We start from the raw sequence: 24,555 nt of genomic DNA on the forward strand, positions 1-24,555 counted from the left end.
GGATAGAAAAACCCTATTCAAAGAATAGATTTTCGCAACAATGCGGCCGCCGCCGGCCGGTTACGACCAGTTCGCGTGGAAGCTGCCCGGCTTGTCGGTGCGCTCGAACGTATGCGCGCCGAAGAAGTCTCGCTGCGCCTGCACAAGGTTCGCCGGCAGCCGCTCGGAACGGTAGCTGTCGAAGTACGCGACCGCCGATGCGAACGCCGGGACCGGCACGCCGGCCTTCACCGCGGCCACCACGACGTCGCGCAGCGACGCCTGGTAGTTCGCGGCGATGTCCTTGAAGTACGGGTCGAGCAGCAGGTTCGCGAGCGCCGGATCCTTCGCGTACGCGTCGGTGATCTTCTGCAGGAAGCGCGCGCGGATGATGCAGCCGGCGCGGAAGATCTTCGCGATCGTCCCGAGATCGAGGTTCCAGCCGTACTCTTCCGACGCCGTGCGCAGTTGCGCGAAGCCCTGTGCGTACGAGATCACCTTGCTCAGGTACAGCGCGCGGCGCACCGCTTCGACGAACGCGGCACGATCGCCGTCGAACGGCGCGGCGGCCGGGCCCGACAGGATCTTGCTGGCCGCGACGCGCTCGGTCTTCAGCGACGACAGCACGCGCGCGAACACCGACTCCGTGATGAGCGGCAGCGGCACGCCGAGATCCAGCGCATTCTGGCTCGTCCACTTGCCGGTGCCCTTCTGCGCGGCGCGATCGAGGATCACGTCGACGAGATGCTTGCCGGTCTCCTCGTCCTTCTTGCCGAAGATCTTCGACGTGATCTCGATCAGGTAGCTGTCGAGCTCGCCCTGGTTCCATTCGGTGTACACCGCGCCGAGTTCGTCGTTGGTCAGGCCCGCGACGTCCTTCAGCACCGAGTAGCTTTCGGCGATCAGCTGCATGTCGCCGTATTCGATGCCGTTGTGAACCATCTTCACGTAGTGGCCCGCGCCGTCCGGCCCCATGTACGCGACGCACGGCTCGCCGTCCGACGGCGCCTTCGCGGCGATCTGCTTGAGGATCGGCTCGACGAGGTCGTACGCGTCGCGCTGGCCGCCGGGCATGATCGACGGGCCGCGCAGCGCGCCCTCTTCGCCGCCCGACACGCCGGTGCCGATGAAATGCAGGCCCGACTGCGCGAGTTCCTGGTTGCGACGGATCGTGTCGGTGAAGTGCGTGTTGCCGCCGTCGATCAGCACGTCGCCCTTCTCGAGCAGCGGCTTGAGCGATGCGATCGTCGCATCGGTCGCTTCCCCGGCCTTCACCATCATCAGGATCCGGCGCGGCGTTTCGAGCGACGCGACGAATTCCTCGAGCGTATAGGTCGGCACCAGATTGCGGCCGGGGAATTCGGCGATCAGTTCGTCGGTTTTCTCGCGGCTGCGGTTGTACACCGACACCGCGTAACCGCGGCTCTCGATATTGAGTGCGAGATTGCGGCCCATCACCGCGAGCCCGATCACACCGATTGCTTGTTTGCCCATTAGTCAATTCTCCGGAAAAAACGGGGCGCGACCCGAGCCGGGCCGCGCGCACAGGCGAAAGGATAGTGGAAACCCGGCGGCGCTGCGCGCTTGCGTGTCATTGCTCCGCGTGCGGCAGGCGCCGGAACACGACGCTCAGGTTGTTCGCCGGCATCTCGACGACCTCGATGCAGTCGAGCCCGCGATCGAGGCCGAGCGCGACCACGGTCTCGAGATCGCGCACGCCCCACGACGGGTCGCGGCTGCGCAACTGCCGGTCGAAGGCTTCGTTCGACGGCGCCGTATGCCGGCCTTCGCGACGGTACGGGCCGTACAGGAACAGCACGCCGCCCGGCCGCAGCACGCGCGACGCACCCGCGAACAGCGCGTCGGTGCAGGCCCACGGCGAGATATGAATCATGTTGATGCAGACGATCGCGTCGAGCGCCGCGACCGGCCATGGCGTGTCGCGCACGTCGAACGCCAGCGGCCCGGCGACGTTCTCGAGGCCCGCATGCGCGACCCACGCGGCGATCGAACGCCGCGCGTGCGCATCGGGATCGCTCGGCTGCCAGTGCAGGCCCGGCAACGCCTGCGCGAAGTGCACGACGTGCTGTCCGGTACCGCTCGCGATTTCGAGCACGCTGCCGCTCGCGGGCAGCACGCGGCGCAGCACGTCGAGGATCGGGCCGCGATTGCGTTCGGCCGCCGGCGCCGACAGCCGCGCGGACGGATCGGGCGAAGTCGGGGCGCCGGTCACGATGCATGCTCCTTCGTGTCGCCGTTGCGCCCGAGTCCCAGCCGCGCCACGAGTGCGTCGAGCGCGGGGGCGCAGCGCGCCTCGACCTTCAGCGTCAGCATCGGGTCGGCGCGCGTACGGCCGAGATTGAGCGCGGCGACCGGCTTGTGCTGCGCCTGCGCCCACACGCAGAAGCGGTAGCCGGAATACACCATCAGCGACGAGCCGACGACGAGCAACGCGTCGGCCGCCTCGAGCGCCTGCGACGCCAGCGCCACGCGCTCGCGCGGCACGTTCTCGCCGAAGAACACGACCGCCGGCTTCAGCAGGCCGCCGCACGCGGGGCACGCCGGGATGCGGAACGTATCGAGCGCAGCCCATTCGAGGTGCGCGTCGCCGTCCGCGGCCGGCTCGGCCTGCGCGCCCAGCAGCTCGGGATTGTCGGCTTCGAGCACGGTCTGGATCGCGGCCCGCGCATGATGCGCGCCGCAGTCGAGGCAGGTCACGCCGTCGATGCCGCCGTGCAGTTCGATCACGTCGCCGCTGCCCGCGCGCTGATGCAGGCCGTCGACGTTCTGCGTGACGAGGCGCTCGATCCGGCCCGCGCCGCCGAGCCGCGCCAGCGCGACATGCGACCCGTTCGGCCGCGCGCGGCCGACGACCGGCCAGCCGATCATGCTGCGCGCCCAGTAGCGGCGCCGCGCGGCGTCGGAGCCGAGGAATTCGTGAAGCTGAATCGGCGGCGAGCGCATCCATTGGCCATTGCGGTCGCGGTAACCGGGAATGCCGGAATCGGTGCTGATGCCCGCGCCGGTCAGCACGAGCAGGCGAGGATGACGCTCGACGAACGTCTGCAGCGCATCGAGCGCGGCCGGATCGGCGTCGGCGATGGAAGAATCGGGCAAGGCGTTATCGTTCATGTTGGCAACGTGATCGGTCGCGCCGGCAGGCCGTGCGCCCGCACGGGCCGCCACGCACGCCAGCACATGATACAGAACGCCGTGCGATCGGGCCGGCCGCCGCCACGGCACGCGGGCGCGGACAAAAAGACGCCCGTCGCCGCTCGGCGACGGGCGCTTCAACAATTGATCCATCGGGGTAGTGGATCAACTGACAGCACAATGTCGCGACGTCCGTCATGCCGCGATCGACGGACGCTCCCCTGGACTCCGCGTGTTCCGCCCGATCGCGCACGTCGGCGCGTCGCCGGCTTTCCCGACCCGATCCCGTTCGATGCGCTCGTCATGCCGGCGCAATGCGCGGCATGCAAACGCATGCGTCGCGCGACGACGTGCGTTGCGCCAAGGCATGACGATTCCGGGATCCGGGCCGGGGCCATCCGCCTGCACGCGGTTCGCCCCCGACGGCCGACCGGCACCGGTCGGACGCGTGCGTCACGCATGCACGCCGTCGTTCGGAACGAACCCGATTACCCGGATGGAACGGAAAGCCGCTCGCTCACGTCGCCGCAATCGACGGCGAAGCGAATACCCTGGCAGGTCGGCGATTCATGTTTGCAACACGACACGTTGCGTTTCGGTCTTTTTTCATTCTCTTGTCCCCGTCTTCGATATGTCCGACCCACTGAAGCGATTGCCGAGCCGACTGCACCCGCGATCGCACTCACGGCCCATACAACCATGCAAGGAGCGCACCATGCTTCATGCCGCAAGGCCTCGCGGGCCGCGGGCAGGCATCGCGCCCCGTCGGGAAGCGCGAACGTTTCGAAACTGAAACGCGTCGCCGGCATCGTCGCGTCGTCGCCGTGCGCCGCGGCCGGCGCCCTGACAATCGCCCCGCGGCCGGCGTCGCGATCGGACGCGAGCGGCCGGCCTCGCCCGTTTCCGCCCCGCCACCGGCGCCGGCTGGAACCCGCACGCGCCGCATGTCCGATACGAAGCACCGGTTCGATATCGGCTCCCGCACGCCGGCCTGCCGCTGCGGTCGCGACGGCCGCGCGCCGCAGGGCGTGGCGTCACGCCCGCGGCTCGCGCCGCAGGGCGCGACGCTGCGGGTCGGGTAGCGCGAGGCCTGGCCGTCCCGCTCGTGCATCGCGCAAACACGCTAGCATTCGGTCACTGAACGCCGCGCGTTCCCGCTGCGTCGCCGCCAAGGATTCACCATGACCACCTCCACTCCCGCCCGCCCCGACATCGCGCATCGTGTCTTCTCGGCCGGACGGCTGTCGATCGGCCTCACGCTTCCGCTGCTTCGCAGCGGCCGCATCGTCGCGGACTTCAACGAACAGCTCGAACTCGCGGCGCTGGCCGATTCGCTCGGCTTTCGCGCGCTGTGGATTCGCGACGTGCCGCTGAACAGCGCCGACTATCCCGACCCGGTCGGTCACCTCGACCCGTGGGTACTGCTCGGCGCGCTGGCGTCGCGCACCCGCCGGATCGCGCTCGCCAGCGGCGCGATCGTGCTGCCGCTGCGTCATCCGCTGCATATCGCGAAAGGCGCGCTGTCGGTCGCGACGCTGTCGGGCGGGCGCTTCATCCTCGGGCTCGGCTCGGGCGACCGGCCGCCCGAATATGCGGCGTTCGGCGTCGACGCGGACACCCGGCGCGACCGCTATCGCGCGCACTGGGAAGTCGTCGCGGCCGCGCTCGACGTGCCGTCGCGCGTGCTGCCCGACCACGCGCCGCCCGATGCGCCCGAATTCACGCTGCTGCCGCGCGGCGGCGACGCGGTGCCGATGCTCGCGGTCGGCTCGGGCGGACAGAGCGTCGACTGGATCGCCCGGCATGCGATCGGCTGGATGACGTATCACCGCGATCCGGATACGCAGCGTGCCCGCTATTCGATGTGGCGCGCGGCGGTCGACCGGCTCGGGTCGCCGGAATTTCGCGCATTCGGCGTATCGATGCGGCTCGATCTCGCCGCGCATCCCGATACGCCGGCCACCGCGCTGCCGCTCGGCTATGCGACCGGACGGCGCGCGCTGGTCGACATCCTGCATGAGATGCGTGCGGCGGGGACGCACCACGTCACGCTGAACCCTGGATCGGACCGACCCGTGCGCGACGTCATCGAGGAAATCGCCGAGCATGTCTTGCCGGTATTTCACGACGAGCCAGCATGATTCATCAGGAATCCCAATTCATATGATGCGGTGCAAGCGTCGGTCGTGGCCGGACGAACGCCCGCGCAGCGGCGCATCGCCGATCGGCACCGGCATGCACGCGTTACAGACGCCTTACGGCCACGCAAGCAGGACGTTCCCGCCGATATCGGACGGCCGGCAGCCGGCACACGGCTTGCGCACCTGCCCCGCCAACGCCCGCGCCGCCTCGTTCATGCCCGATCGAATAGCCGGCGACGGAACTATTCGGTTCCGATCGCGATCATGTTAACTTCCGTCCATCATTCAGCCTCGCGGGCCGCGTGACGAGACGCACCCGCATGCCCACGCCATGCGCCATATCCTCCTCGGCTGGCTGCTCGCCGCCGTCGTCTCGGCCGCCCACGCGGCCGCTCCTGCCCCGGCCGCCGCGTCGGCCACCTCCGACGCCGCGCCCGCGCTGACACCGCAAGAGGCGCGGCAGGCACTGAATGTGCTCGAAAACCCGCGCGAGCGCGCGCAGGTCGAAACGACGCTGCGCGCCATCGCGGCCGTCGGCGCATTGAGCGCGCCCGCCGTACCGGCAAGCGCGGCGTCCGCGGCCAGCGGCGCATCGGCTGCCGCGGCGCCGGCGGCGCTCACGTCGAACGGGCTCGCATCGATGCTCGTCCGCCAGGGATCGCGCTGGGCCGCGCAGATCGGCAACGCGCTGCAGGAATCGCTGCGCTCGCTGCTCGACATCGGTTCGGTGGGAAGCTGGTGGCACGACAAGCTCGCGCGCGCCGACCAGCGTGCGGATCTGACACGCACGCTCGGGATCCTCCTCGCGGTGCTTCTGCCTGCGCTCGTCGTCGAATGGCTCGCGAAGCGGCTGCTGCGACGCGCGCTGGCGACGGTGGCCGCGCGCCGCGCCGATGCATCGCGCGGCTCCGCGCCCGATTCCGCCGCATCGGACGAGGATCGCGCGCCGCCGTCCGACACGTCCCCCCCGCCCGACGCCGCAGCCGCCGACGCTGCGGACACCGCGCCCTCGCCCTCCCCAAGCCGGGGCCAGGCGCGCCGACACACCACGCTGCTGCACCGGATGCCGCGCGCGCTCGTCAGTCTCGCGCTGCGCGCGGTGCCGCTGCTCGTGTTCGTCGGCGTCGCGAGCCTGACGATGTCGCTGCTCGTCGAGACAGATACGCCGATCGAATCCGCGCTCGAAGCATTGATCGACACCTACGTGATTTGCCGGCTCGTCACGATCGTCAGCCGGCTGTTCTTCCAGCCCGACGCGCGGCAGTTGCGGCTGCTGCATATCAGCGATGCATGGGCCGGGTTCGCGCAACGCTCGATCGCGCGGATCGTGATCGTGGTCGGCGCGTGCACGGCGGCCGTCGAGATCGCCGCGAACTTCGGCCTGACCGAAGCCGGGCATGTCGCGCTGCTGAAGGCCGTCGCGCTCGTCGGGCACGTGATGATCTCGGTGCTGATCCTGCGGTGTCGCCGGCCGGTCGCGGCACGGATCCGTGCCGCCGGCGCGGATCGTCCGACCTTCACGGTCGTCGGCAACGCGCTCGCCGACGCATGGGCGCCCGTCTCGGTCTTCATCGTGATGGCGCTGTGGTTCGTGTGGGCGCTCGACGTCCACAACGGCTACCGCGTGCTGATCACGCTCGGCGGCCGCTCGATCGCCGCGATGATCGCGATGCGGATGGTGTCGATCGTCGTGTTCGGCGCGCTCGCGCGGCTGTTCCAGCGCCGCGAGGACGACCGCACGCTCGTTCATCTGCACGCGTACCGCTACTACCCGCTGCTGCGCCGGATCGTGTCGGGCGCGCTCGGCATCGTGACGCTCCTGCTGCTGCTGCAGATCTGGGGCGTGCCGATCTTCCGCGCGTTCGAGACGGGCACGATCGGCCACCGGCTCGCCTCCGCGCTGGTGACGATCGCGATCGCGGCGATCGTCGCGCTCGTCGTGTGGGAAGCGGCCAACATCGCGATCGAGCGCCGCCTGCAACGCTGGACGCGCGAAGGCAACCTGGTGCGGGCCGCGCGGCTGCGCACGCTGCTGCCGATGCTGCGCTCGCTGCTGTTCGTGATGATCGCGCTCGTCGTCGTGCTGACGGGCCTCAGCGAACTCGGCGTGAACGTCGGTCCGCTGCTGGCCGGCGCCAGCATCTTCGGCGTCGCGCTCGGTTTCGGCTCGCAGAAGCTCGTGCAGGATTTCATCACCGGGATCTTCCTGCTGATGGAAAACGCGATGCAGGTCGGCGACTGGGTCACGCTCGCCGGCGTGTCGGGGACGGTCGAATACCTGTCGATCCGCACCGTGCGGCTGCGCGCCGGCGACGGGTCGCTGTACACGATCCCGTTCAGCTCGGTGACGACCGTCAACAATACGAATCGAGGGCTCGGCAACGCGGCGGTCAAGGTCAGCATCGCGTACGACGAGGACATCGACCGCGCGATCGCGACGCTGAAGGAAATCGGCGCCGCGTTGCGCGACGACCCGAAGTACCACGACGGCATTCTGTCGGACTTCAGCTACTGGGGCATCGACCAGGTCGACGGCGCGGCGCTCGCGCTGGCCGGACAGATGCAATGCACGGACTCGGCGCGCTGGAGCGTGCAGCGCGAATTCAACCGGCGGATCGCGCAGACGTTCCGCGAACGCGGAATCCGGATCGCCAATCCGCAGCGCAGCGTCGTGGCCTATGCGGACGGATCGCAGCCGGTCGGCCACGACGAAAACGACCTGCGCGCCGACACGCCGAACGCCGCCGATACGGCAGCCCGGCCGCCGGCGCCCGACGCGGCCGAGCACAAGCCGGGTTGATCGTCGGGAGCAAGTGATCCGTCGCGCTCAACGCGCGGCAGGCTTCTTCACGCGGGCCGTGCTTTTCGCGGCGGGAGGCGCCGCCCGCGGCTTCGCCGCGCGTTTCGCCGCGGCACCCTGCCCGCGCTTCGGCGCGGATTGCGCATCGACGGCCCCCGCATCGCGCTGCGCATGCCATTGCTCGAGCAGCACGCGCGTCTGGTCGGCGATCGTTTCGGTCACGAGCGCCGCGCGCTCGCCGTCGAAAGCGTCCCATTCGAGCAACTGCAGCGCCGAACGCTGCGCGATGTGGAACACCGTGAGCTGCCCGAACAGGCTCAGCGCGCGCAACCGCGTGACGGAATCGTCGGCCGGCCGCCCCGTGATGCGGCCGATCAGCTCGGCGCACACGTCGTTCAGCGGCTTGCGCATGCGCGTCATCAGGATTTCGCTCGCGCTCGCCGGTTCCTGGCCGCCCTGCTCGCGTGCGAAGAACATCCGCTGGTTCATCGTCTTCGGCGCGGTGAACATCCGGTCCGACAACGCACGCAGCAGCCCGATGAACGCATCGATCAGTTCGTCGACGCTCGCGTCGGCGTCGAGCATCGCCCGCGCATGGCCGACCGCCGGCGCGAACACCTGCCAGCCGCTCTCGGCGATCGTCTCGACGCACGCGCGGTACACGCCTTCCTTGTTCTCGAAGTAGTACTGGAGCGCCGGCGCGTTCACGCCCGCCCTCGCGGCGATCTCGCGCGTCGACGCGCCCGCGAACCCGCGCTCGCCGAACAGTTCGATCGCCGCCTCGATGATCCGCTGGCGCGTTTCGTCGCCGCGTGCGTAGCCGCCCGCCGACGTGCGGCGCAGCTTCTTCGCTTCGTTCATGCCTTCCTCGTCATTCGATCGATCGACATTCTACTTGACACAATTTTATCAACTGGAATAATTCTTCCACTTGGAATAAATTGGATCCCGCATGTCGACGCCACAAGACCCGCCACAGAAAGCAGATCGTCAGGAAAACGGAACAACGCCGCGCAACGGCAACGGCGGAACGAAGCGGCGCATCCTGCTCGCGGTCGCCGTGCTCGCGGCCGTCGGCGGCGCGGTGTGGCTCGGCCGCTGGTGGACGGTCGGCCGCTTCATCGAGAGCACCAACGATGCGTACCTGCAGGCGGACAGCATGACTGCCGCGCCGAAGGTCGCCGGCTACGTGACCGACGTCTACGTGCGCGACAACCAGCCCGTCAAGGCCGGCGATCCGCTCGTGCGGCTCGACGTCCGCCAGTACCAGGTGGCGCTCGCGCAGGCGCTGGCGACCGTCGACGCCCGCCGCGCCGATATCGCGCGCGCCGAAGCCGACATCAGCCAGCAGCGCGCGAATCTCGAACAGGCCGACGCGCAGGCGAAGGTGTCGCGGATCAACGCGCAGCACGCGAGCGACGAGTACACGCGCTATGCGCCGCTCGCGGCGACCGGCGCCGAAACGCACGAACGCGTGGCCGACCTGAAAAGCACGCGCGATCAGGCGCGCGCGACGCTCGCCGCGAACAACGCGTCGATCGCCGCCGCCCGCACGCAGATCGCGTCGTTCACCGCGCAGCTCCAGCAGGCACGGGCGCAGCTCGAGGCCGCGCAGGCCAGCGCCGCCCAGGCGCAGCTCGACCTCGACAACACGATCGTGCGCAGCACGCTCGCAGGCCGCGTCGGCGACCGCACGGTGCGCGTCGGGCAATACGTGCAGCCCGGCACGCGCCTGCTGACCGTCGTGCCGGTCGACTCGATCTATCTCGTCGCGAACTTCAAGGAAACGCAGATCGGCAACATGCGCGTCGGCCAGCCCGTCGAGCTGCATGTCGACGCGCTGCCGGACGGCCCGCTGTCCGGCGTCGTCGACAGCTTCGCGCCCGGCACCGGCGCGCAGTTCGCGCTGCTGCCGCCCGAGAACGCGACCGGCAATTTCACGAAGATCGTCCAGCGCGTGCCCGTGCGCATCCGTCTCGCCGCGAATGCCCGCGCGCAACGCATGCTGTTGCCCGGGCTGTCGGTGACGGTCGACGTCGATACGCGCTCGGCCCGCGACGAGCAGCATCATGGCTGATACGCCCGCCACGATACCCACGCCGCCGCACGAAGGCCGCGCGAGCGTGACCGACTGGATCGCGGTCGCGGCCGGTGCGCTCGGCGCGCTGATGGCGACGCTCGACATCTCGATTACGAACTCCGCGCTGCCGCAGATCCAGGGCGAAATCGGCGCGACCGGCACCGAAGGCACGTGGATCTCGACCGGCTACCTGATGTCGGAAATCGTGATGATCCCGCTCGCCGCATGGCTCACGCGCGTGTTCGGGCTGCGCAATTTCCTGCTGACGAACTCCGCGCTGTTCATCGCGTTCTCGATGATGTGCGGCTGGTCGCATTCGCTGCCGATGATGATCGCCGGCCGGATCGGCCAGGGCTTCACCGGCGGCGCGCTGATCCCGACCGCGCAGACGATCATCCGCACGCGCCTGCCGCTGTCGCAGTTGCCGGTCGGGATGACGATGTTCGGCCTGATCGTGCTGCTCGGGCCGCTGTTCGGCCCCGTGCTCGGCGGCTGGCTCGCGGAGAACGTGAGCTGGAGCTGGTGCTTCTTCCTGAACCTGCCCGTCTGCCTGCTGCTGATGGCGCTGCTGGTGTTCGGCCTGCCGTCGGACCGCCCGCAATGGAGTGCGTTCTTCAACGCGGACTGGCTCGGCATCCTCGGCCTCGCGATCGGCCTGAGCTCGCTGACCGTCGTGCTCGAGGAAGGCCAGCGCGAACGCTGGTTCGAATCGCAGATGATCGTCACGCTGAGCATCGTGTCGTTGGTCGGGATGATCCTGATCGCGTTGTCGCAGCGCTTCGCGAAACGGCCGATCATGCGGCTGTCGCTGATGCGCAACCCGCGCTACGCGAGCGTGATCGTGATCGTGTCCGCGGTCGGCGCCGGGCTGTATGGCGTGTCCTACCTGCTGCCGCAGTTCCTCGCGATCGTCGCCGGCTACAACGCGGAACAGGCCGGCGCGATCATGCTGCTGTCGGGGCTGCCGGCCTTTCTCGTGATGCCGATCCTTCCGCGTCTGCTCGGCAAGGTCGATTTCCGCATTCTCGTGATCACGGGGCTGCTGCTGTTCTGCCTGAGCTGCATGCTCGACATCGGCCTGACCGCGCAGAGCGTCGGCCACGATTTCGTGTGGTCGCAACTGATCCGCGGCCTCGCGCAGATGCTCGCGATGATGCCGCTCAACCAGGCGTCGATGGCGGCCGTCGCGCGCGAAGACTCGGGCGATGCGGCCGGGCTCTACAACATGGCGCGCAATCTCGGCGGCTCGATCGGGCTCGCGATCATCGGCACCGTGATCGATCGGCGCACGACCTTCCATACGGCCGCGCTGCGCGAATCGGTGAGCGCGAACTCGCCGATCGGTCAGGATCGACTGTCGGCCTATGCGGCCAACTGGTTCGCGCACACCGGCGATCTCGCGTATTCGAACATGCGCGCGCTCGGCCAACTGGCGCAGCAGATCCAGATCCAGGCCGTCGTGATGACCTATTCCGAAACCTTCTATCTGCTGGGCCTCGCGCTGCTCGCCTGCGTGCCGCTCGCGCTGCTGCTGAGAACGCCGCGCGGGCCGCAACCGATGTCGTCCGGCCATTGACCCGTCATACGCGATGAAACCCTTCTCCCTGCCCCGCCGCCCCGCGCTCACTCTGTGCGCGGCCGCGTGCCTGCTCGCCGGCTGCACGGTCGGCCCCGACTACCGCGGCGCGCCCGCCGCACCCGATGCACCGACCTTCGTGCGTGCGCCGGCCACCGGCGTCGACACTGCCGCGCCCGCGCCGAGCGCGTGGTGGCACGCGCTGAACGATCGCCAGCTCGACGAGCTGATCACCGCGGCGCTCGTGTACAACCCCGATCTGCACGCCGCGCAGGCACGCTTGCGCGCGGCGCGCGCGCAGCTCTCGCAGCAGCGCGCGGCGCAGATGCCGAAATCGTCGGCCACCGTCGCGGCCATCCGCATGCGCGAGCCGGACGTCGGCGCGCTCGGCTCGCTGCTGCCGTCGAACGGCTCGGGCCAGTCGGGCGACACGTCGCCGTCGCTCGGCGGCACGGGGCCGCTGCAACTCTATTCGGCAGGCTTCGACGCGACCTGGGAAATCGACTTGTTCGGCGGCACGCGCCGCGCGGTCGAAGCCGCTTCCGCGCAGGCCGAAGCCGTCGATGCCGATCTCGCCGACACGCAGGTGTCGATCGCGGCCGAAGTCGCGAATGCGTATGTCGACCTGCGCGACCAGCAGCAACGGCTTGCGTTGTCGCGGCGCACGGCACAATTGCAGCAGCAGATGCTCGAACTCACGCAGCAGCGCCGCGCGCGCGGCGTCGCGGCCGATGCGGACATCGAGCGGCTGACGACGCAGGTCGAAAACACGCGCGCGTCGCTGATCCCGCTCGATGCGCAGGTGACCGAATCGCTCGACCGCCTCGCGATCCTGACGGGCCGCGCGCCGGGCGCGCTCGACGCCGTGCTGTCGACCCCGGACGCGGCGTTGCCGACGCTACCCGGCAGCGTCGCGATCGGCGATCCGGCCACGTTGCTGAAACAGCGCCCCGACATCCGCGCGGCCGAACGCCGGCTCGCGTCGAGTCATGCGCAGATCGGCGAGCACATCGCCGACTATTTCCCGAAAGTGACGTTGCTCGGCGATCTCGGTTTCAGCGCGACCGACCCCGGCCACCTGTTCCGCAAGCAGAATTTCACGTGGATCGGTGCGCCGTACCTGCAATGGAACATTCTCGACTTCGGACGCACGCGCGGCGCGGTACGCGCGGCCGAAGCGTCGCGCGACGAAGCGGAAGCGAATTATCAGAAGGCCGTGCTCGGCGCATTACAGGATGCCAACACCGCGCTGCAGCGTTACGGGCATCAGCGCGAGCACGTCGTCGCGTTGACGAAGGTGCAGACGTCGGCCGTGCATTCGCGCGCGCTGATGGACCAGCGCTATCGCGCGGGCGTCGCGTCGATGATCGACCTGCTCGATACGCAACGCGAAGCGCTGTCCGCGCAGCAGAACGTGATCGCCGGGCAAGCCGAACTGATCAAGAACTACGTGTCGATACAAAAGAGCCTCGGGCTCGGGTGGCAAACGAGCGCCGGTTGACGGCGCCGCCAGAAATCATGCACGGCCGATGCATCATGCGCGCCGCAACGACTCCTTGCGCGCGCAACGATACGGTTTCGTTTCGTACGCAACGGACGGTTCGCGCTGCATCGCCCCCACGGCTATCGAAAACATATCGAATATCAATTAGCCAATCGTCTGACGATCTCTTCTAATTCAGTCGGCTTCCCCACCACCGATCGGATTCAAGGAGTTCCATCGTCATGTCCTCATCTTCCCATCGCGTGCTGCGGCACGCAGTCGCCGCGATCTGCGTGGCGCTCTCCGCTGCTCCGCATGCCGCCGAACTCACGCGCGACACCGGCGCGCCCGTGGGCGACAACCAGAATTCGCAAACGGCCGGCCCTGCCGGCCCGGTGCTGCTGCAGGACTCCGCACTCATCGAGAAACTGCAGCGCTTCGATCGCGAGCGCATTCCGGAACGCGTCGTGCATGCACGCGGCACCGGCGCATTCGGCGAGTTCGTGCCGAGCGCCGACATCTCCGATCTGACGAAAGCGAAGGTCTTCACGCCCGGCACCCGCACGCCCGTGTTCGTGCGCTTCTCCACCGTGATGGGCTATCGCGGCTCGCCCGAGCAGGCGCGAGACCCGCGCGGCTTCGCGGTGAAGTTCTATACGCAGCAGGGCAACTGGGACATGGTCGGCATCAACTGGCCGGTGTTCTTCATTCGCGACGGCATCAAGTTCCCCGACTTCGTGCACGCGAACAAACCGAGCGCGGTGACCGGCGTGCAGGATCCGAACCTCGCGTTCGACTTCTTCGCGCACACGCCCGAAGCGACCCACATGCTGACGATGCTGTATACGGACGCCGGCATGCCCGATTCGTATCGCCGCATGGACGGCTTCGCGGTACACGCGTTCAAGTTCGTCAATGCGCAGGGCGACGTGCACTACGTGAAGTTCCACTGGAAGAGCCAGCAAGGCGTGCACGGCCTGCGCCCGCAGGAGATCCCCGCATCGATCGGCCGCGACTGGAACATGATGACGAACGACCTGTACGGCGCGCTGAAACAGGGCGATTTCCCGAAGTGGGATCTGTACGTGCAGGTGCTCGCGCCGAAGGACCTGAACCGCTTCGACTTCGACGCGCTCGACGATACGAAGGTCTGGACCGGCGTGCCTGAACGCAAGATCGGCACGATGACGCTCAACCGCGTGCCCGACAACTATTTCCAGTCGACCGAGGAATCGGCGTTCGCGCCGTCGCGGCTCGTGCCGGGCATCGAACCGTCCGAAGACCGGATGCTGCAGGATCGCCTGTTCGCGTACGCCGACACGCAAATGTACCGACTCGGTGCGAACTACATGGATCTGCCGATCAACCGCCCGGTCGTGCCGGTCGTCAACAACAACCAGGACGGCAAGATGAACGCCGGCGACCGCAAGGGCGAGGTGAATTACGAACCGTCGACGCTGAACGAGCTCGCGCAGGATCCGCAGTACAAGTCGGTCCGCATGGCGCTCGGCGGCACGACGCAGCAGGAGGCGATCCGCAAGAAGCTGCCGTTCCGTCAGGCGGGCGAGTACTACCGTAGCCTGTCGCAGCAGGACAAGGACGACCTCGTCACCGCACTGTCCGGCGATCTCGGCCAGGTGAAGAACGCGCACAACCAGTACGCGATGCTGTCGTACTTCTACAAGGCCGACGCCGATTACGGCACGCGTCTCGCGCAGGCCGTTCACGCGAACGTCCAGCAAGTGCAATCGCTCGCGGCGAAGCTGAGCGACGACTGATCCCGCGACGACGGTCGCTGCCGACGTGTGCGCTCGCACCGCGCACGTCGGCCCGGCCACCTCATCAGGACATCCTCATGCGATCCGAACGCTTCACCCACGCGATCCGCGCGGCCGCGGCGGCGCTCGCGCTGGCCGCGCTCGCCGGTTGCGCGCACCTGCCCGAGCGGCCGGCATACGGCAAGGCCGACCCTGCCGCGCTGCGCCGCTATGACGACGACTGGTTCGACGCCGCGCGCGTCGGCCGCGTCGATATCCTGCGCGCGTTGCACGACGCCGGCTATCCCCTCGACGCCACCGACAGCCACGGCTATACGGCCGTGATCCTCGCGTCGTACGACGGCCAGCCCGCGGCGCTCGACTACCTGTTGTCGGCCGGCGCCGATGCGTGCATTGGCGATCGTCACGGCAATACGGCGCTGATGGGCGCCCTCTTCAGGAACGAACCCGACATCGCGCGGCGCCTGATCGACACGCACTGCCCGATCGACCAGACGAACGGCGCCGGCGAAACCGCGCTCGGATTCGCGACGCTGTTCAACCGCTTCGAGCTGATTCCGCTGCTCGTCGCGCATGGCGCGAATCCGAACCATGTCGACCGGCGCGGCCAATCGCTGCTGCAACTCGCGCTGACGCACGACAACACGTATGCCGCGGACGCACTGCGGGATGCCGGCGCCAAACGGTAGTGCGACTACGAATCGACCGTCTGAACGATGCGGATGCACCGTGCTATCGTGCCGTTGGTTTCATCGCACGGAGACAGGAAAATGCTGAATCGCTTCGCCATTGTTCTGGTTGCCGCCGGCGCGACAACCACTCTCGCCGCCGCGAGCACCCAACCGGACAGCGCCAATTCGTATCGTCAGTTGCGCACGCGGCTCTTTGCCGGTGCGACGGTCACCGCGATCTTTTCGCCGAACCAGTGCCAGCACGCGCAGCAGGCGGCTACCCAGGCAGCGGCGCCCACCGTCTCCGGCGGCTTCGCGATACGCGACTTCATGGAAGTCGGCGGCAATACGCTCGCGTTCGCCAACCAGCACCTCACCGTCCAGCCGAGCGGCGCGACCGTACTCGAGCTGATCCAGTATCGCGTGATGCAGGACGAAAGCGCGACGGTGACGGTACGCTCGCTTTCGCCCACCACGTACCAGCCCGTCGCGCCTGCGCAGGTTTTCCAGTGCACGCTCGGCGACGGCCTTCGTTTCGCATACGCGTGGCGGGATCGCGACTGACGCCGGGACTTCGTAGCGAATGCGGAAATTCGCACGAAAACAGGAGGAGTACTACGGAATTCGGGTGACGTACGGAACAGGAAAATCGACCCGTGCGTCGTCCGAGTCCACGTTCCGATTCGACAAAACTCGTCGGGCAGACGATAGAACGCGATCCGCTCCGGATCGGGATGGTCGATCCCGTACCGCATGACGAAAGGCGCAGTCCATTCGCTGCCGGGTCCGCTTCGATATCGCGCGATGCCTGCGCCGGATCGCGATAGCGATCGGCCAAGGCCAATGGTGCGCTCGTCGCCACGCACCGCTCTCGGCAGCATCCACGCGCGCCCCGCCGGCCACACGACGTCGACACGACGTCGGGCACCCGCGCACCCGGCAGGCCCGTCGTCCCCAACGAGCGTGCCGCCAAGCGTCGTCCGCCCCCGCCGCCATCGTTTTTCGGCGCCATTCGCCGCCTCCATCGAATCTCCATCTTTCCGCATCAAAGACGCCAACTACGCGCGTCAGACTCCGGTCCGTCAAAGCAGGCAGTGGGCTGCCTGCGCTTCCTGGAGTCGCTATGAAGAATCAGAAACGATGCTGCCACGGCGCCGTATGCGCGCTGGTGGTGGCAATGCTGGCGGGTTGCGGGCCGTCCGAACAGCAGGCCGCCGCGCCGGCCACACCGGTGGCGGCCATGACCGTGGCCGCCACGCGCGTCGACGTGACCGAAGACCTGCCGGGCCGCGTCGCGGCCGTGCGCGTGGCCGAGATCCGGCCGCAGGTGAGCGGCATCGTGCAACGCCGGCTGTTCGAACAAGGCACCGAAGTCCGTCCGGGCCAGCCGCTGTTCCAGATCAACCCGGCGCCGTTCAAGGCGGAGATGGACACGGCCGCCGCATCGCTGCAGCGCGCGCAGGCCGCACTCGAACGCGCGAAGGTGCAGACCGCACGCTTCAAGCCGCTCGTCGAGGCCGATGCGATCAGCCGCCAGGTGTACGACGACGCCGTATCGCAACGCGACCAGGCCGCGGCCGACGTCGCGCAGGCCCGCGCGACGCTTGCGCGCCGCCAGCTCGACCTGAAATTCGCAACCGTGGAAGCGCCGATCGCCGGCCGCATCGACCAGGCGCTCGTGACCGAAGGCGCGCTGGTGTCGAGCGGCGACAGTCAGCCGATGGCGCGCATCCAGCAGATCGACCAGGTATACGTGGACGTGCGTCAGCCGGCCGCCTCGCTCGAGGCGTTGCGCGGCGCGCTCGCGGCTCAACCGCAAGCGTCCGACGGCAACGGCCTGCCGGTCGACGTGCTGCGCGACGACGACACGCGCTACGACGTCAAGGGCCGCATGCTGTTTTCGGGCGTCAACGTCGATCCGGGCACCGGCGACGTGCTGCTGCGCGTGCTGGTCGACAACCCGAAGCGCCAGTTGCTGCCGGGCATGTACGTGCGTGCCCGCATTCCGCGCGCCCACTACGCGAACGCCGTGATGGTGCCGCAACAGGCCGTCGTGCGCGCCGGCGGCAAGCCGCAGGTATGGGTGCTCGACGCGAAGGGCAACGCGCATCTGAAGGCCGTCGAAGTCGGCGAGCTCACGAACCGCAGCTACCGCATCAAGTCGGGCCTGCAGGCCGGCCAGAAGATCGTCGTCGAAGGCATGGAACGCCTGACCGACGGCGCGCCGGCCGCCGCAACCGACTGGAAGTCGCCTGATGCGGCCGCCGCGTCCGCGCACTGAGTCACGAGGAGCCTCCCGTCATGGCTGAATTCTTTATCCGCCGCCCGGTGTTTGCGTGGGTGATCGCCCTCTTCATCATCCTGATGGGGTTGATCGCGATTCCGCAGCTGCCGGTCGCACGCTACCCGTCGGTCGCCCCGCCGTCCGTCACGATCACCGCGAACTATCCGGGCGCCACGCCCCAGACGATGAACGACGGCGTGCTGAGCCTCATCGAGCGCGAGCTGTCCGGCGTCAAGAACCTGCTGTACTTCGAATCGTCGGCCGACACGTCCGGCAGCGCGCAGATCACCGTCACGTTCAAGCCCGGCACCGATCCGGAGATGGCGCAGGTCGACGTGCAGAACAAGATCAAGTCGATCGAGCCGCGCCTGCCTGCCGCCGTGCGCCAGAACGGGCTGATCGTCGAATCCGCGTCGTCCGGCTTCCTGATGCTGATCGGCCTGCGTTCCGACAGCGGCCGCTTCGACGAAGGCGCGCTCGCCGACTACATGGCGCGCAGCGTGTCCGAGGAATTGCGGCGCATCGACGGTGTCGGGCGTGTGCTGCAGTTCGGCTCCGAACGCGCGATGCGCATCTGGGTCGATCCTCAGAAGCTGATCAATTTCGGTCTGTCGATGAGCGATCTGACGACCGCGATCGGCCAGCAGAACGTGCAGATCGCGCCGGGCAGCCTGGGTGCGCTGCCCGCGCTGCCGGGCCAGCGCGTGACCGTGCCGCTCACCGCGCAGGGCCAGCTCACCACGCCGGAGGAATTCGCGAAGGTCGTGCTGCGCGCGAACGCGGACGGCTCGAAGGTCGTGCTCGGCGACGTCGCGCGCGTCGAACTCGGTTCGCAGAACTACATGTTCGTGAGCCGCGAGAACAACCGGCCGGCCACGCTCGCCGGCGTGCAGCTCGCGCCGGGCGCCAATGCCGTGAAGACGGCGGACGCGATCCGCACGCGCATGGCCGAACTGAGCAAGTCGATGCCGTCGGGCATGACCTACTCGATCCCGCTCGACACGTCGCCGTTCGTCAAGATCTCGATCGAGAAAGTGCTGGCCACGCTGTTCGAGGCGATGGTGCTCGTGTTCCTCGTGATGTACCTGTTCCTGCAGAACGTGCGCTATACGCTGATCCCGGCCATCGTCGCGCCGGTCGCGATGCTCGGCACCTTCTCGGTGATGCTGCTGACCGGCTTCTCGATCAACGTGCTGACGATGTTCGGCATGGTGCTCGCGATCGGCATCATCGTCGACGACGCGATCGTCGTCGTCGAGAACGTCGAGCGCCTGATGGCGGAGGAAGGACTGTCGCCGAAGGACGCGACGTCGAAGGCGATGAAGGAAATCACGGGCGCGATCGTCGGCATCACGCTGGTGCTGACCGCGGTGTTCCTGCCGATGGCGATGGCAAGCGGCTCGGTCGGCGTGATCTACAAGCAGTTCACGCTGTCGATGGCCGTGTCGATCCTGTTCTCCGCGCTGCTGGCGCTGACGCTCACGCCGGCCCTGTGCGCGACGATGCTCAAGCCGCTCGCGCCGGGCCATCACGAGAAGCGCGGCTTCTTCGGCTGGTTCAATCGCCGCTTCGATCGCCTGACGAAATGGTACGAGACGCGCGTCGGCCGCCTGGTCGGCCGCACGGGCCGCGTGATGCTGGTGTTCGTCGCGATTGCGGGCGCGCTGGTGTTCGGCTTCCGCAGCCTGCCGTCGTCGTTCCTGCCGGACGAGGATCAGGGCTACTTCATCACCAGCTTTCTGCTGCCCGCGGACGCGACCGCCGAGCGCACGCACGACGTGGTCAGGACGCTGGAGAAGCATCTTGCTTCGCGTCCGGCAATCCAGTCGAGCATTTCCGTGATCGGCTACGGCATCTCGGGCCAGGGCCCGAACGCGGCGATCAACTGGTCCGTGATGAAGGACTGGAAGAATCGCGGCGGCGCATCGACGCTCGAGGAAGGCATGCTCGCGCAGCAGGCGATGGCCGGCGTGACCGAAGGCACGGTGATGAGCCTGCTGCCGCCTGCGATCGACGAACTCGGCAACAGCTCGGGCTTCTCGATGCGCCTGGAAGACCGCGCCAACCAGGGCACGGCCGCGCTCAAGGCCGCGGAAACCAGGCTGCTCGAACTCGCCGCGCAAAGCAAGGTCGTGACCGGCGTATACCCGGACAGCCTGCCCGCCGGCACGAGCATCCGCCTCGAGATCGATCGCGCGAAGGCGCAGGCGCTCGGCGTGTCGTTCGCGACGCTCAGCGACACGCTGTCGACCGCGATGGGCTCCACCTACGTGAACGACTTCCCGAACGCCGGCCGCATGCAGCAGGTGATCATCCAGGCCGACGCGCCGGCGCGCATGCAGATCGACAACGTGATGAAGCTGTACGTGCGCAACGCGGCCGGCGGCATGGTGCCGCTGTCCGAGGTGGTGCGCCCGGTGTGGGCCGACACGCCGCTGCAGATGGTGCGCTTCAAGGGCTACCCGTCCGCGCGGATCTCGGGCACCGCCGCTCCCGGCCAGTCGAGCGGTGCGGCGATGGCCGAGATGGAACGTCTCGCCGCGCAGTTGCCGCCGGGCTTCGCGGTCGAGTGGACCGGCCAGTCGCTGCAGGAACGCCAGTCGGCGTCGCAGGCGCCGATGCTGATGGTGCTGTCGATGATCGTCGTGTTCCTCGTGCTTGCCGCGCTGTACGAGAGCTGGTCGATTCCGCTGTCGGTGATGCTGGTGGTGCCGCTCGGCCTGATCGGCGCGATCGGTGCGGTGCTGCTGCGCGGCTTGCCGAACGACGTGTTCTTCAAGGTCGGGATGATCACCGTGATCGGCCTGTCCGCGAAGAACGCGATCCTGATCGTCGAGTTCGCGAAGCAATTGCGCGAGGAAGGCAAGGGATTGATCGAGGCAGCCGTGCAGGCGTCGAAGCTGCGCCTGCGCCCGATCCTGATGACCTCGCTCGCATTCGGCCTCGGCGTCGTGCCGCTGATGATCGCGACCGGCGCCAGCGCCGAGACGCAGCACGCGATCGGCACCGGCGTGTTCGGCGGCATGGTGACCGCCACGGTGCTGGCCATTTTCTTCGTCCCTGTTTTCTTTGTGTTCGTGATGAGCATCCAGGAGCGCATCGGCGCATGGCGGGCTTCCCGCAAACAGCCGGCGGCCCCGACTCACGGACAGGAAGGTTGATGCCATGCGATTGCTTATTCTTCCCCTCGTTCTCGCGCTGTCGGCCTGCTCGCTCGCGCCGATGCTGGTCAAACCCGCGATGCCGGTGCCGACCGCCTACACGGCCGCCGCTGCCGCCGATCTCCGCGCGAACGCCGCCGATCTCGGCTGGCGCACGATGTTCGGCGACCGCCGCCTGCAGCGCCTGATCGAGCTCGCGCTCGACAACAACCGCGACCTGCGCGTGGCGGCGCTGAACGTCGAGGCCGCCGAAGCGCAGTACGGCATCCAGCGCGCCGCGCGTCTGCCGTCGATCGGCGCCGGCGCGAACTTCACGCGCCAGCGCACGTCGGACGACACCCAGTCGAATCCGCCGCTGTTCGGCACGACGCAGAACCAGTACGGCGTAAACGTCGGCATCAGCGCGTTCGAGATCGACCTGTTCGGCCGCGTGAAGTCGCAATCGGATGCCGCGTTCGCGCGCTACCTGGCAACCGATCACGGCCGCCGTGCGGTGCAGATCTCGCTCGTCGGCGGCGTGGCCAACGCGTACTTCGCCGAACGCCTCGCGCACGAGCAGCGCCAGTTGTCCGAGCGCACGCTCGCCGACTGGCGACAATCGCTCGATCTCGCGCGCCGCCTGAAGGAAGCGCACCAGGCGAGCGGCGTCGACATCGCGCAGGCCGAAGGCCAGGTCGCGAGCGCGACGGCCGATCTCGAAGCACGCACGCGCGCCGTCGAGCAGGCGCGCAACGCGCTGCGCCTGCTGGTCGGCGCCGAGCTGCCGAAAGATCTGCCCGAGCCGCTGCCGCTTCAGCAGCAACCGGTGATCACGCAATTGCCGGCGGGTCTCCCGTCCGAGCTGCTGTTTCGTCGCCCGGATATCCAGCAGGCCGAACAAAATCTCGTCGCCGCGAATGCGGACATCGGCGCCGCGCGCGCCGCGTTCTTTCCGCGCCTGTCGTTGACGTCGTCGATCGGCTTCCTCAGCCCCGCGATGGGCAGCCTGTTCGACGGCGGTCAGCGCGTGTGGAACTTCGCGCCGCAGGTCACGGTGCCGATCTTCCAGGGTGGCCGGCTGCGTTCCGAGCTGCGTCTCGCGCAAGTGCGCAAGTCCGGCGCGATCGCCGAATACGAACGTGCGATCCAGGCCGCGTTCCGCGAAGTCGCCGACGGCATCGCCGGGCGCGAAACGTTCGGCCGCCAGATCGACGCGCAGACGCGCGTGGTCGCTTCGGCCGAACGCCGCACCGACCTGTCGAACCTGCGCTATCGCGCGGGTGTCGAGGGACGGCTGGAGTTGCTCGATTCGCAGCGGCAGCTCTATGCGGCACGGCAGGCGCTGCTCGACCTGCGCCGCGACGAGCTCGGCAATGCCGTTGCGCTGTACAAGGCGCTCGGCGGCGGCCTGACGGACCAGGACGTCGCACCGTCGAAGCGCGTGGCGCAGAACTGAACGAACGACGCCGTTGCGCCCCGTGCGGCAGCGTGGCGCAACGGCGTGCCCCGGCCCGGCCACGGGCCGCCCCGACCGGTGGACATCGCACGGTACACTCCATGACCCATTCCCTGATACTGATTGCGGAAGACGAGCCCGACATCTCGGACATCCTCGACGCATACCTGAAGCGCGACGGCTTTCGCACCTACCGCGTCGCCGACGGGCAAGCGGCGCTCGACGTGCAGCCGCGCCTGAAGCCCGACCTGATCCTGCTCGACGTGAAGATGCCGCAGAAAAACGGCTGGGACGTGCTCGCCGAGCTGCGACGGCGCGACGATACGCCCGTCGTCGTCGTCACCGCGTTCGATCGCGACCTCGACCGGCTGCAGGCCCTGCACGCCGGCGCGGACGACTACATCGTCAAGCCGTTCAACCCGGCCGAAGTCGTCGCGCGGTTGCGCGCGATCCTGCGCCGCTCCGCCGCGCCGCCGACCATGCGCATACTGCGCGTCGGCGACCTCGAGATCGACACCGACAGCTATCTGGCCCGCGTGCGCACGGCGGATACCGAGGTGCCGATCACGCTGACGCTGACGGAGTTCCGGCTCCTCGCGCATCTCGCGAGATCGCCGAGCCGCGTGTTCACGCGCGGCGAGTTGCTCGACGCGTGCATGGCCGACGTGAGCGCGCTGGAGCGCACGGTCGACAGCCACATCTGCCGGCTGCGCAAGAAACTCGAACAGGCCGGCGCGCCTGGCATGCCGGAAGTGATGCGCGGCGTCGGCTACCGGCTGCGAGGCGTGCGGTGACGCTGCCGGCACGGCCCGGCCGGGAGATCGGGCGGGCGTTCGGCCTCGCCGCGAGCGTCGTCGTGCTGCTCGCCTGCACCGTCGCGTTCTTCGTCCACGCACTGCATGCGCCGGCCGCGTTGCCGCGCGACGCGACGGCCGACGCCATGCTCCGCAGTGCATCCACTTACCTGGTGCCGGCGACGGCGCTGTTCGTCTGCCTGCTGGCCGCCGCGTTCGACCTGCTCAGGCTGATCCACCGTATGCTCGCGACGCTCGACGCCATGGCGGACACCGCCGGCCGGAGCGTCGCCGGCGACCCGTCGGCGCGCACGGTTTCCCGTGCCGGCTGTCCGGCCGACCTGTCGCGCTTCATCGAGCATTTCAATGCGATGACTCATTCAATGAAACCTGCGAATCCATCCGATGCGACGGTCACCGTCGCCGGCAACAGTCGCGTCACGCGCACACGGCTCGCCGAACTCGAAACTCGGCTCGACGCCATCAGGACGCTCGCCGACAATGGCGACGCTTCCTCTCGCGACGCGCTGCTTCGGCATGTCGACGCGCTGTTCCGGATCGTCGACGACCTTCAGGTCACCGAACGACAGGCCCCGCCGATTCGAGCATTTCCTCGATAACGATTGGCCATTGCAACACGCATCGGAAAGGATCGGCGAGCCTCTTTCCGCGTTACCTGCGTTGCCGGTTTCGAACATTACAAAACACTGCCGATCTTTTCAAAATCATTGCACTTTATTAGCTTTAACTTTGTTTCATATAATCAAAAAAAGTTTGACATCATACTTTCGTTCTTGATACCGTCCGATGCAAGCAATCCGACGGATTGCCTGCCACGCAAACGATTCCGCTCCACGTTTTTCGCTTCCGCTGCACCGAAGTACGCGCCGCCGAATGATGCGTTCGCCCGCCGGCGCGTGCAGCATCCCGATGCATTTCACTGGACGGCTGCCATCCGGCAGCGGGCCGAAGGATCGAATCAAATGAGCAGGACAACGAAGCTGTTGCTCTAGCAATCCCGCCCGCGCCGAATCCGGCGCGACTGCGCTGCCCTGTGGCGCAGCCTTTCCGTTACCGCGTTTTCCGTATTTCGCCCCCGGAGAAAAACCGCTTTCCGGATCGGGCGAAAGGCCCTGTCGCGTCCGTGCCACCCGCCCGCATGCGACAGAAAGCGGCGGTGCATGACCCGCACCGCTGTCGACCATCGTTGTTCGTGCCGT

At 68.1% G+C, this 24,555-nt stretch carries 18 protein-coding genes; 14 read left to right on the forward strand and 4 right to left on the reverse strand.

The genetic code is table 11. The features are described from left to right. Positions 1-60: 60 nt before the first annotated feature. The 3 genes from gndA to WS96_RS30405 form a co-directional block, all read right to left on the reverse strand. Positions 61-1,473: an NADP-dependent phosphogluconate dehydrogenase gene (gndA, locus tag WS96_RS30395; RefSeq protein WP_021160879.1), complete on the reverse strand. Its 1,413-nt coding sequence runs from the start codon at positions 1,471-1,473 to the stop codon at positions 61-63. 97 nt (positions 1,474-1,570) lie between these two features. Beyond that, positions 1,571-2,212, reverse strand: a complete 642-nt coding sequence (locus WS96_RS30400) for a DUF938 domain-containing protein (RefSeq protein ID WP_059837523.1) — start codon at positions 2,210-2,212, stop codon at positions 1,571-1,573. Next, positions 2,209-3,111, reverse strand: a complete 903-nt coding sequence (locus WS96_RS30405; RefSeq protein ID WP_059837858.1) for an NAD-dependent protein deacetylase — start codon at positions 3,109-3,111, stop codon at positions 2,209-2,211. The genes WS96_RS30400 and WS96_RS30405 overlap by 4 nt, the downstream gene beginning before the upstream one ends. A 1,202-nt stretch (positions 3,112-4,313) precedes the next feature. Here WS96_RS30405 and WS96_RS30415 point away from each other — a divergent pair. Both WS96_RS30415 and WS96_RS30420 read left to right on the forward strand, forming a co-directional pair. Further along, complete coding sequence (locus WS96_RS30415) at positions 4,314-5,273, forward strand: LLM class oxidoreductase (RefSeq protein ID WP_059837527.1); 960 nt, start codon at positions 4,314-4,316, stop codon at positions 5,271-5,273. 331 nt (positions 5,274-5,604) lie between these two features. Further along, positions 5,605-8,073 (forward strand): mechanosensitive ion channel family protein, encoded by a 2,469-nt coding sequence (locus WS96_RS30420; protein WP_059837529.1) that lies wholly within the window; start codon positions 5,605-5,607, stop codon positions 8,071-8,073. A 27-nt stretch (positions 8,074-8,100) separates the two neighbouring features. On the opposite strand, the gene WS96_RS30425 is transcribed toward WS96_RS30420, so the two are convergent. Further along, positions 8,101-8,934 carry a CerR family C-terminal domain-containing protein gene (locus WS96_RS30425; RefSeq protein WP_059837531.1) on the reverse strand — a complete coding sequence of 278 codons (834 nt, stop codon included), beginning with the start codon at positions 8,932-8,934 and terminating at the stop codon, positions 8,101-8,103. A 91-nt stretch (positions 8,935-9,025) separates the two neighbouring features. Here WS96_RS30425 and WS96_RS30430 point away from each other — a divergent pair, with 91 nt between their 5' ends. From WS96_RS30430 to WS96_RS34690, 12 genes are all read left to right on the forward strand, one after another. Next, a complete protein-coding gene (locus WS96_RS30430; protein WP_059837533.1) occupies positions 9,026-10,150 on the forward strand; it encodes an HlyD family secretion protein in 1,125 nt (374 codons plus the stop codon). Further along, on the forward strand, positions 10,143-11,729 hold the full coding sequence (locus WS96_RS30435; protein WP_059837535.1) for a DHA2 family efflux MFS transporter permease subunit: 1,587 nt from the start codon (positions 10,143-10,145) through the stop codon (positions 11,727-11,729). The genes WS96_RS30430 and WS96_RS30435 overlap by 8 nt, the downstream gene beginning before the upstream one ends. Positions 11,730-11,742: 13 nt before the next feature. Further along, positions 11,743-13,230, forward strand: a complete 1,488-nt coding sequence (locus tag WS96_RS30440; protein WP_059837537.1) for an efflux transporter outer membrane subunit — start codon at positions 11,743-11,745, stop codon at positions 13,228-13,230. A 224-nt stretch (positions 13,231-13,454) separates the two neighbouring features. Then, positions 13,455-14,990: a catalase gene (locus WS96_RS30445; protein WP_059837539.1), complete on the forward strand. Its 1,536-nt coding sequence runs from the start codon at positions 13,455-13,457 to the stop codon at positions 14,988-14,990. A 77-nt stretch (positions 14,991-15,067) separates the two neighbouring features. Next, positions 15,068-15,679, forward strand: coding sequence for an ankyrin repeat domain-containing protein (locus tag WS96_RS30450; RefSeq protein WP_059837540.1), 612 nt, complete (start codon positions 15,068-15,070; stop codon positions 15,677-15,679). Positions 15,680-15,760: 81 nt separating this feature from the next. After that, the gene (locus WS96_RS30455; RefSeq protein ID WP_059837542.1) at positions 15,761-16,225 is read left to right on the forward strand and encodes a VirK family protein; all 465 of its coding nucleotides are present in this window, start codon (positions 15,761-15,763) and stop codon (positions 16,223-16,225) included. Between the two features lie 559 nt (positions 16,226-16,784). Beyond that, entirely contained in the window at positions 16,785-17,942 is a 1,158-nt protein-coding gene (locus WS96_RS30460; protein WP_059837544.1) for an efflux RND transporter periplasmic adaptor subunit, read from the forward strand. 20 nt (positions 17,943-17,962) lie between these two features. Further along, the gene (locus WS96_RS30465; RefSeq protein WP_059837546.1) at positions 17,963-21,106 is read left to right on the forward strand and encodes an efflux RND transporter permease subunit; all 3,144 of its coding nucleotides are present in this window, start codon (positions 17,963-17,965) and stop codon (positions 21,104-21,106) included. A 4-nt stretch (positions 21,107-21,110) separates the two neighbouring features. Beyond that, positions 21,111-22,541, forward strand: coding sequence for an efflux transporter outer membrane subunit (locus tag WS96_RS30470; RefSeq protein WP_059837547.1), 1,431 nt, complete (start codon positions 21,111-21,113; stop codon positions 22,539-22,541). Positions 22,542-22,642: 101 nt separating this feature from the next. Next, positions 22,643-23,335, forward strand: a complete 693-nt coding sequence (locus tag WS96_RS30475) for a response regulator (RefSeq protein WP_059837549.1) — start codon at positions 22,643-22,645, stop codon at positions 23,333-23,335. Beyond that, the gene (locus tag WS96_RS30480; RefSeq protein WP_059837551.1) at positions 23,332-23,955 is read left to right on the forward strand and encodes a hypothetical protein; all 624 of its coding nucleotides are present in this window, start codon (positions 23,332-23,334) and stop codon (positions 23,953-23,955) included. The genes WS96_RS30475 and WS96_RS30480 overlap by 4 nt, the downstream gene beginning before the upstream one ends. A 3-nt stretch (positions 23,956-23,958) precedes the next feature. Continuing rightward, positions 23,959-24,348: a hypothetical protein gene (locus WS96_RS34690; RefSeq protein WP_257128085.1), complete on the forward strand. Its 390-nt coding sequence runs from the start codon at positions 23,959-23,961 to the stop codon at positions 24,346-24,348. Positions 24,349-24,555: the final 207 nt, after the last annotated feature.

It is taken from the genome of Burkholderia sp. MSMB1835 (assembly GCF_001526365.1).
GTDB lineage: Bacteria > Pseudomonadota > Gammaproteobacteria > Burkholderiales > Burkholderiaceae > Burkholderia.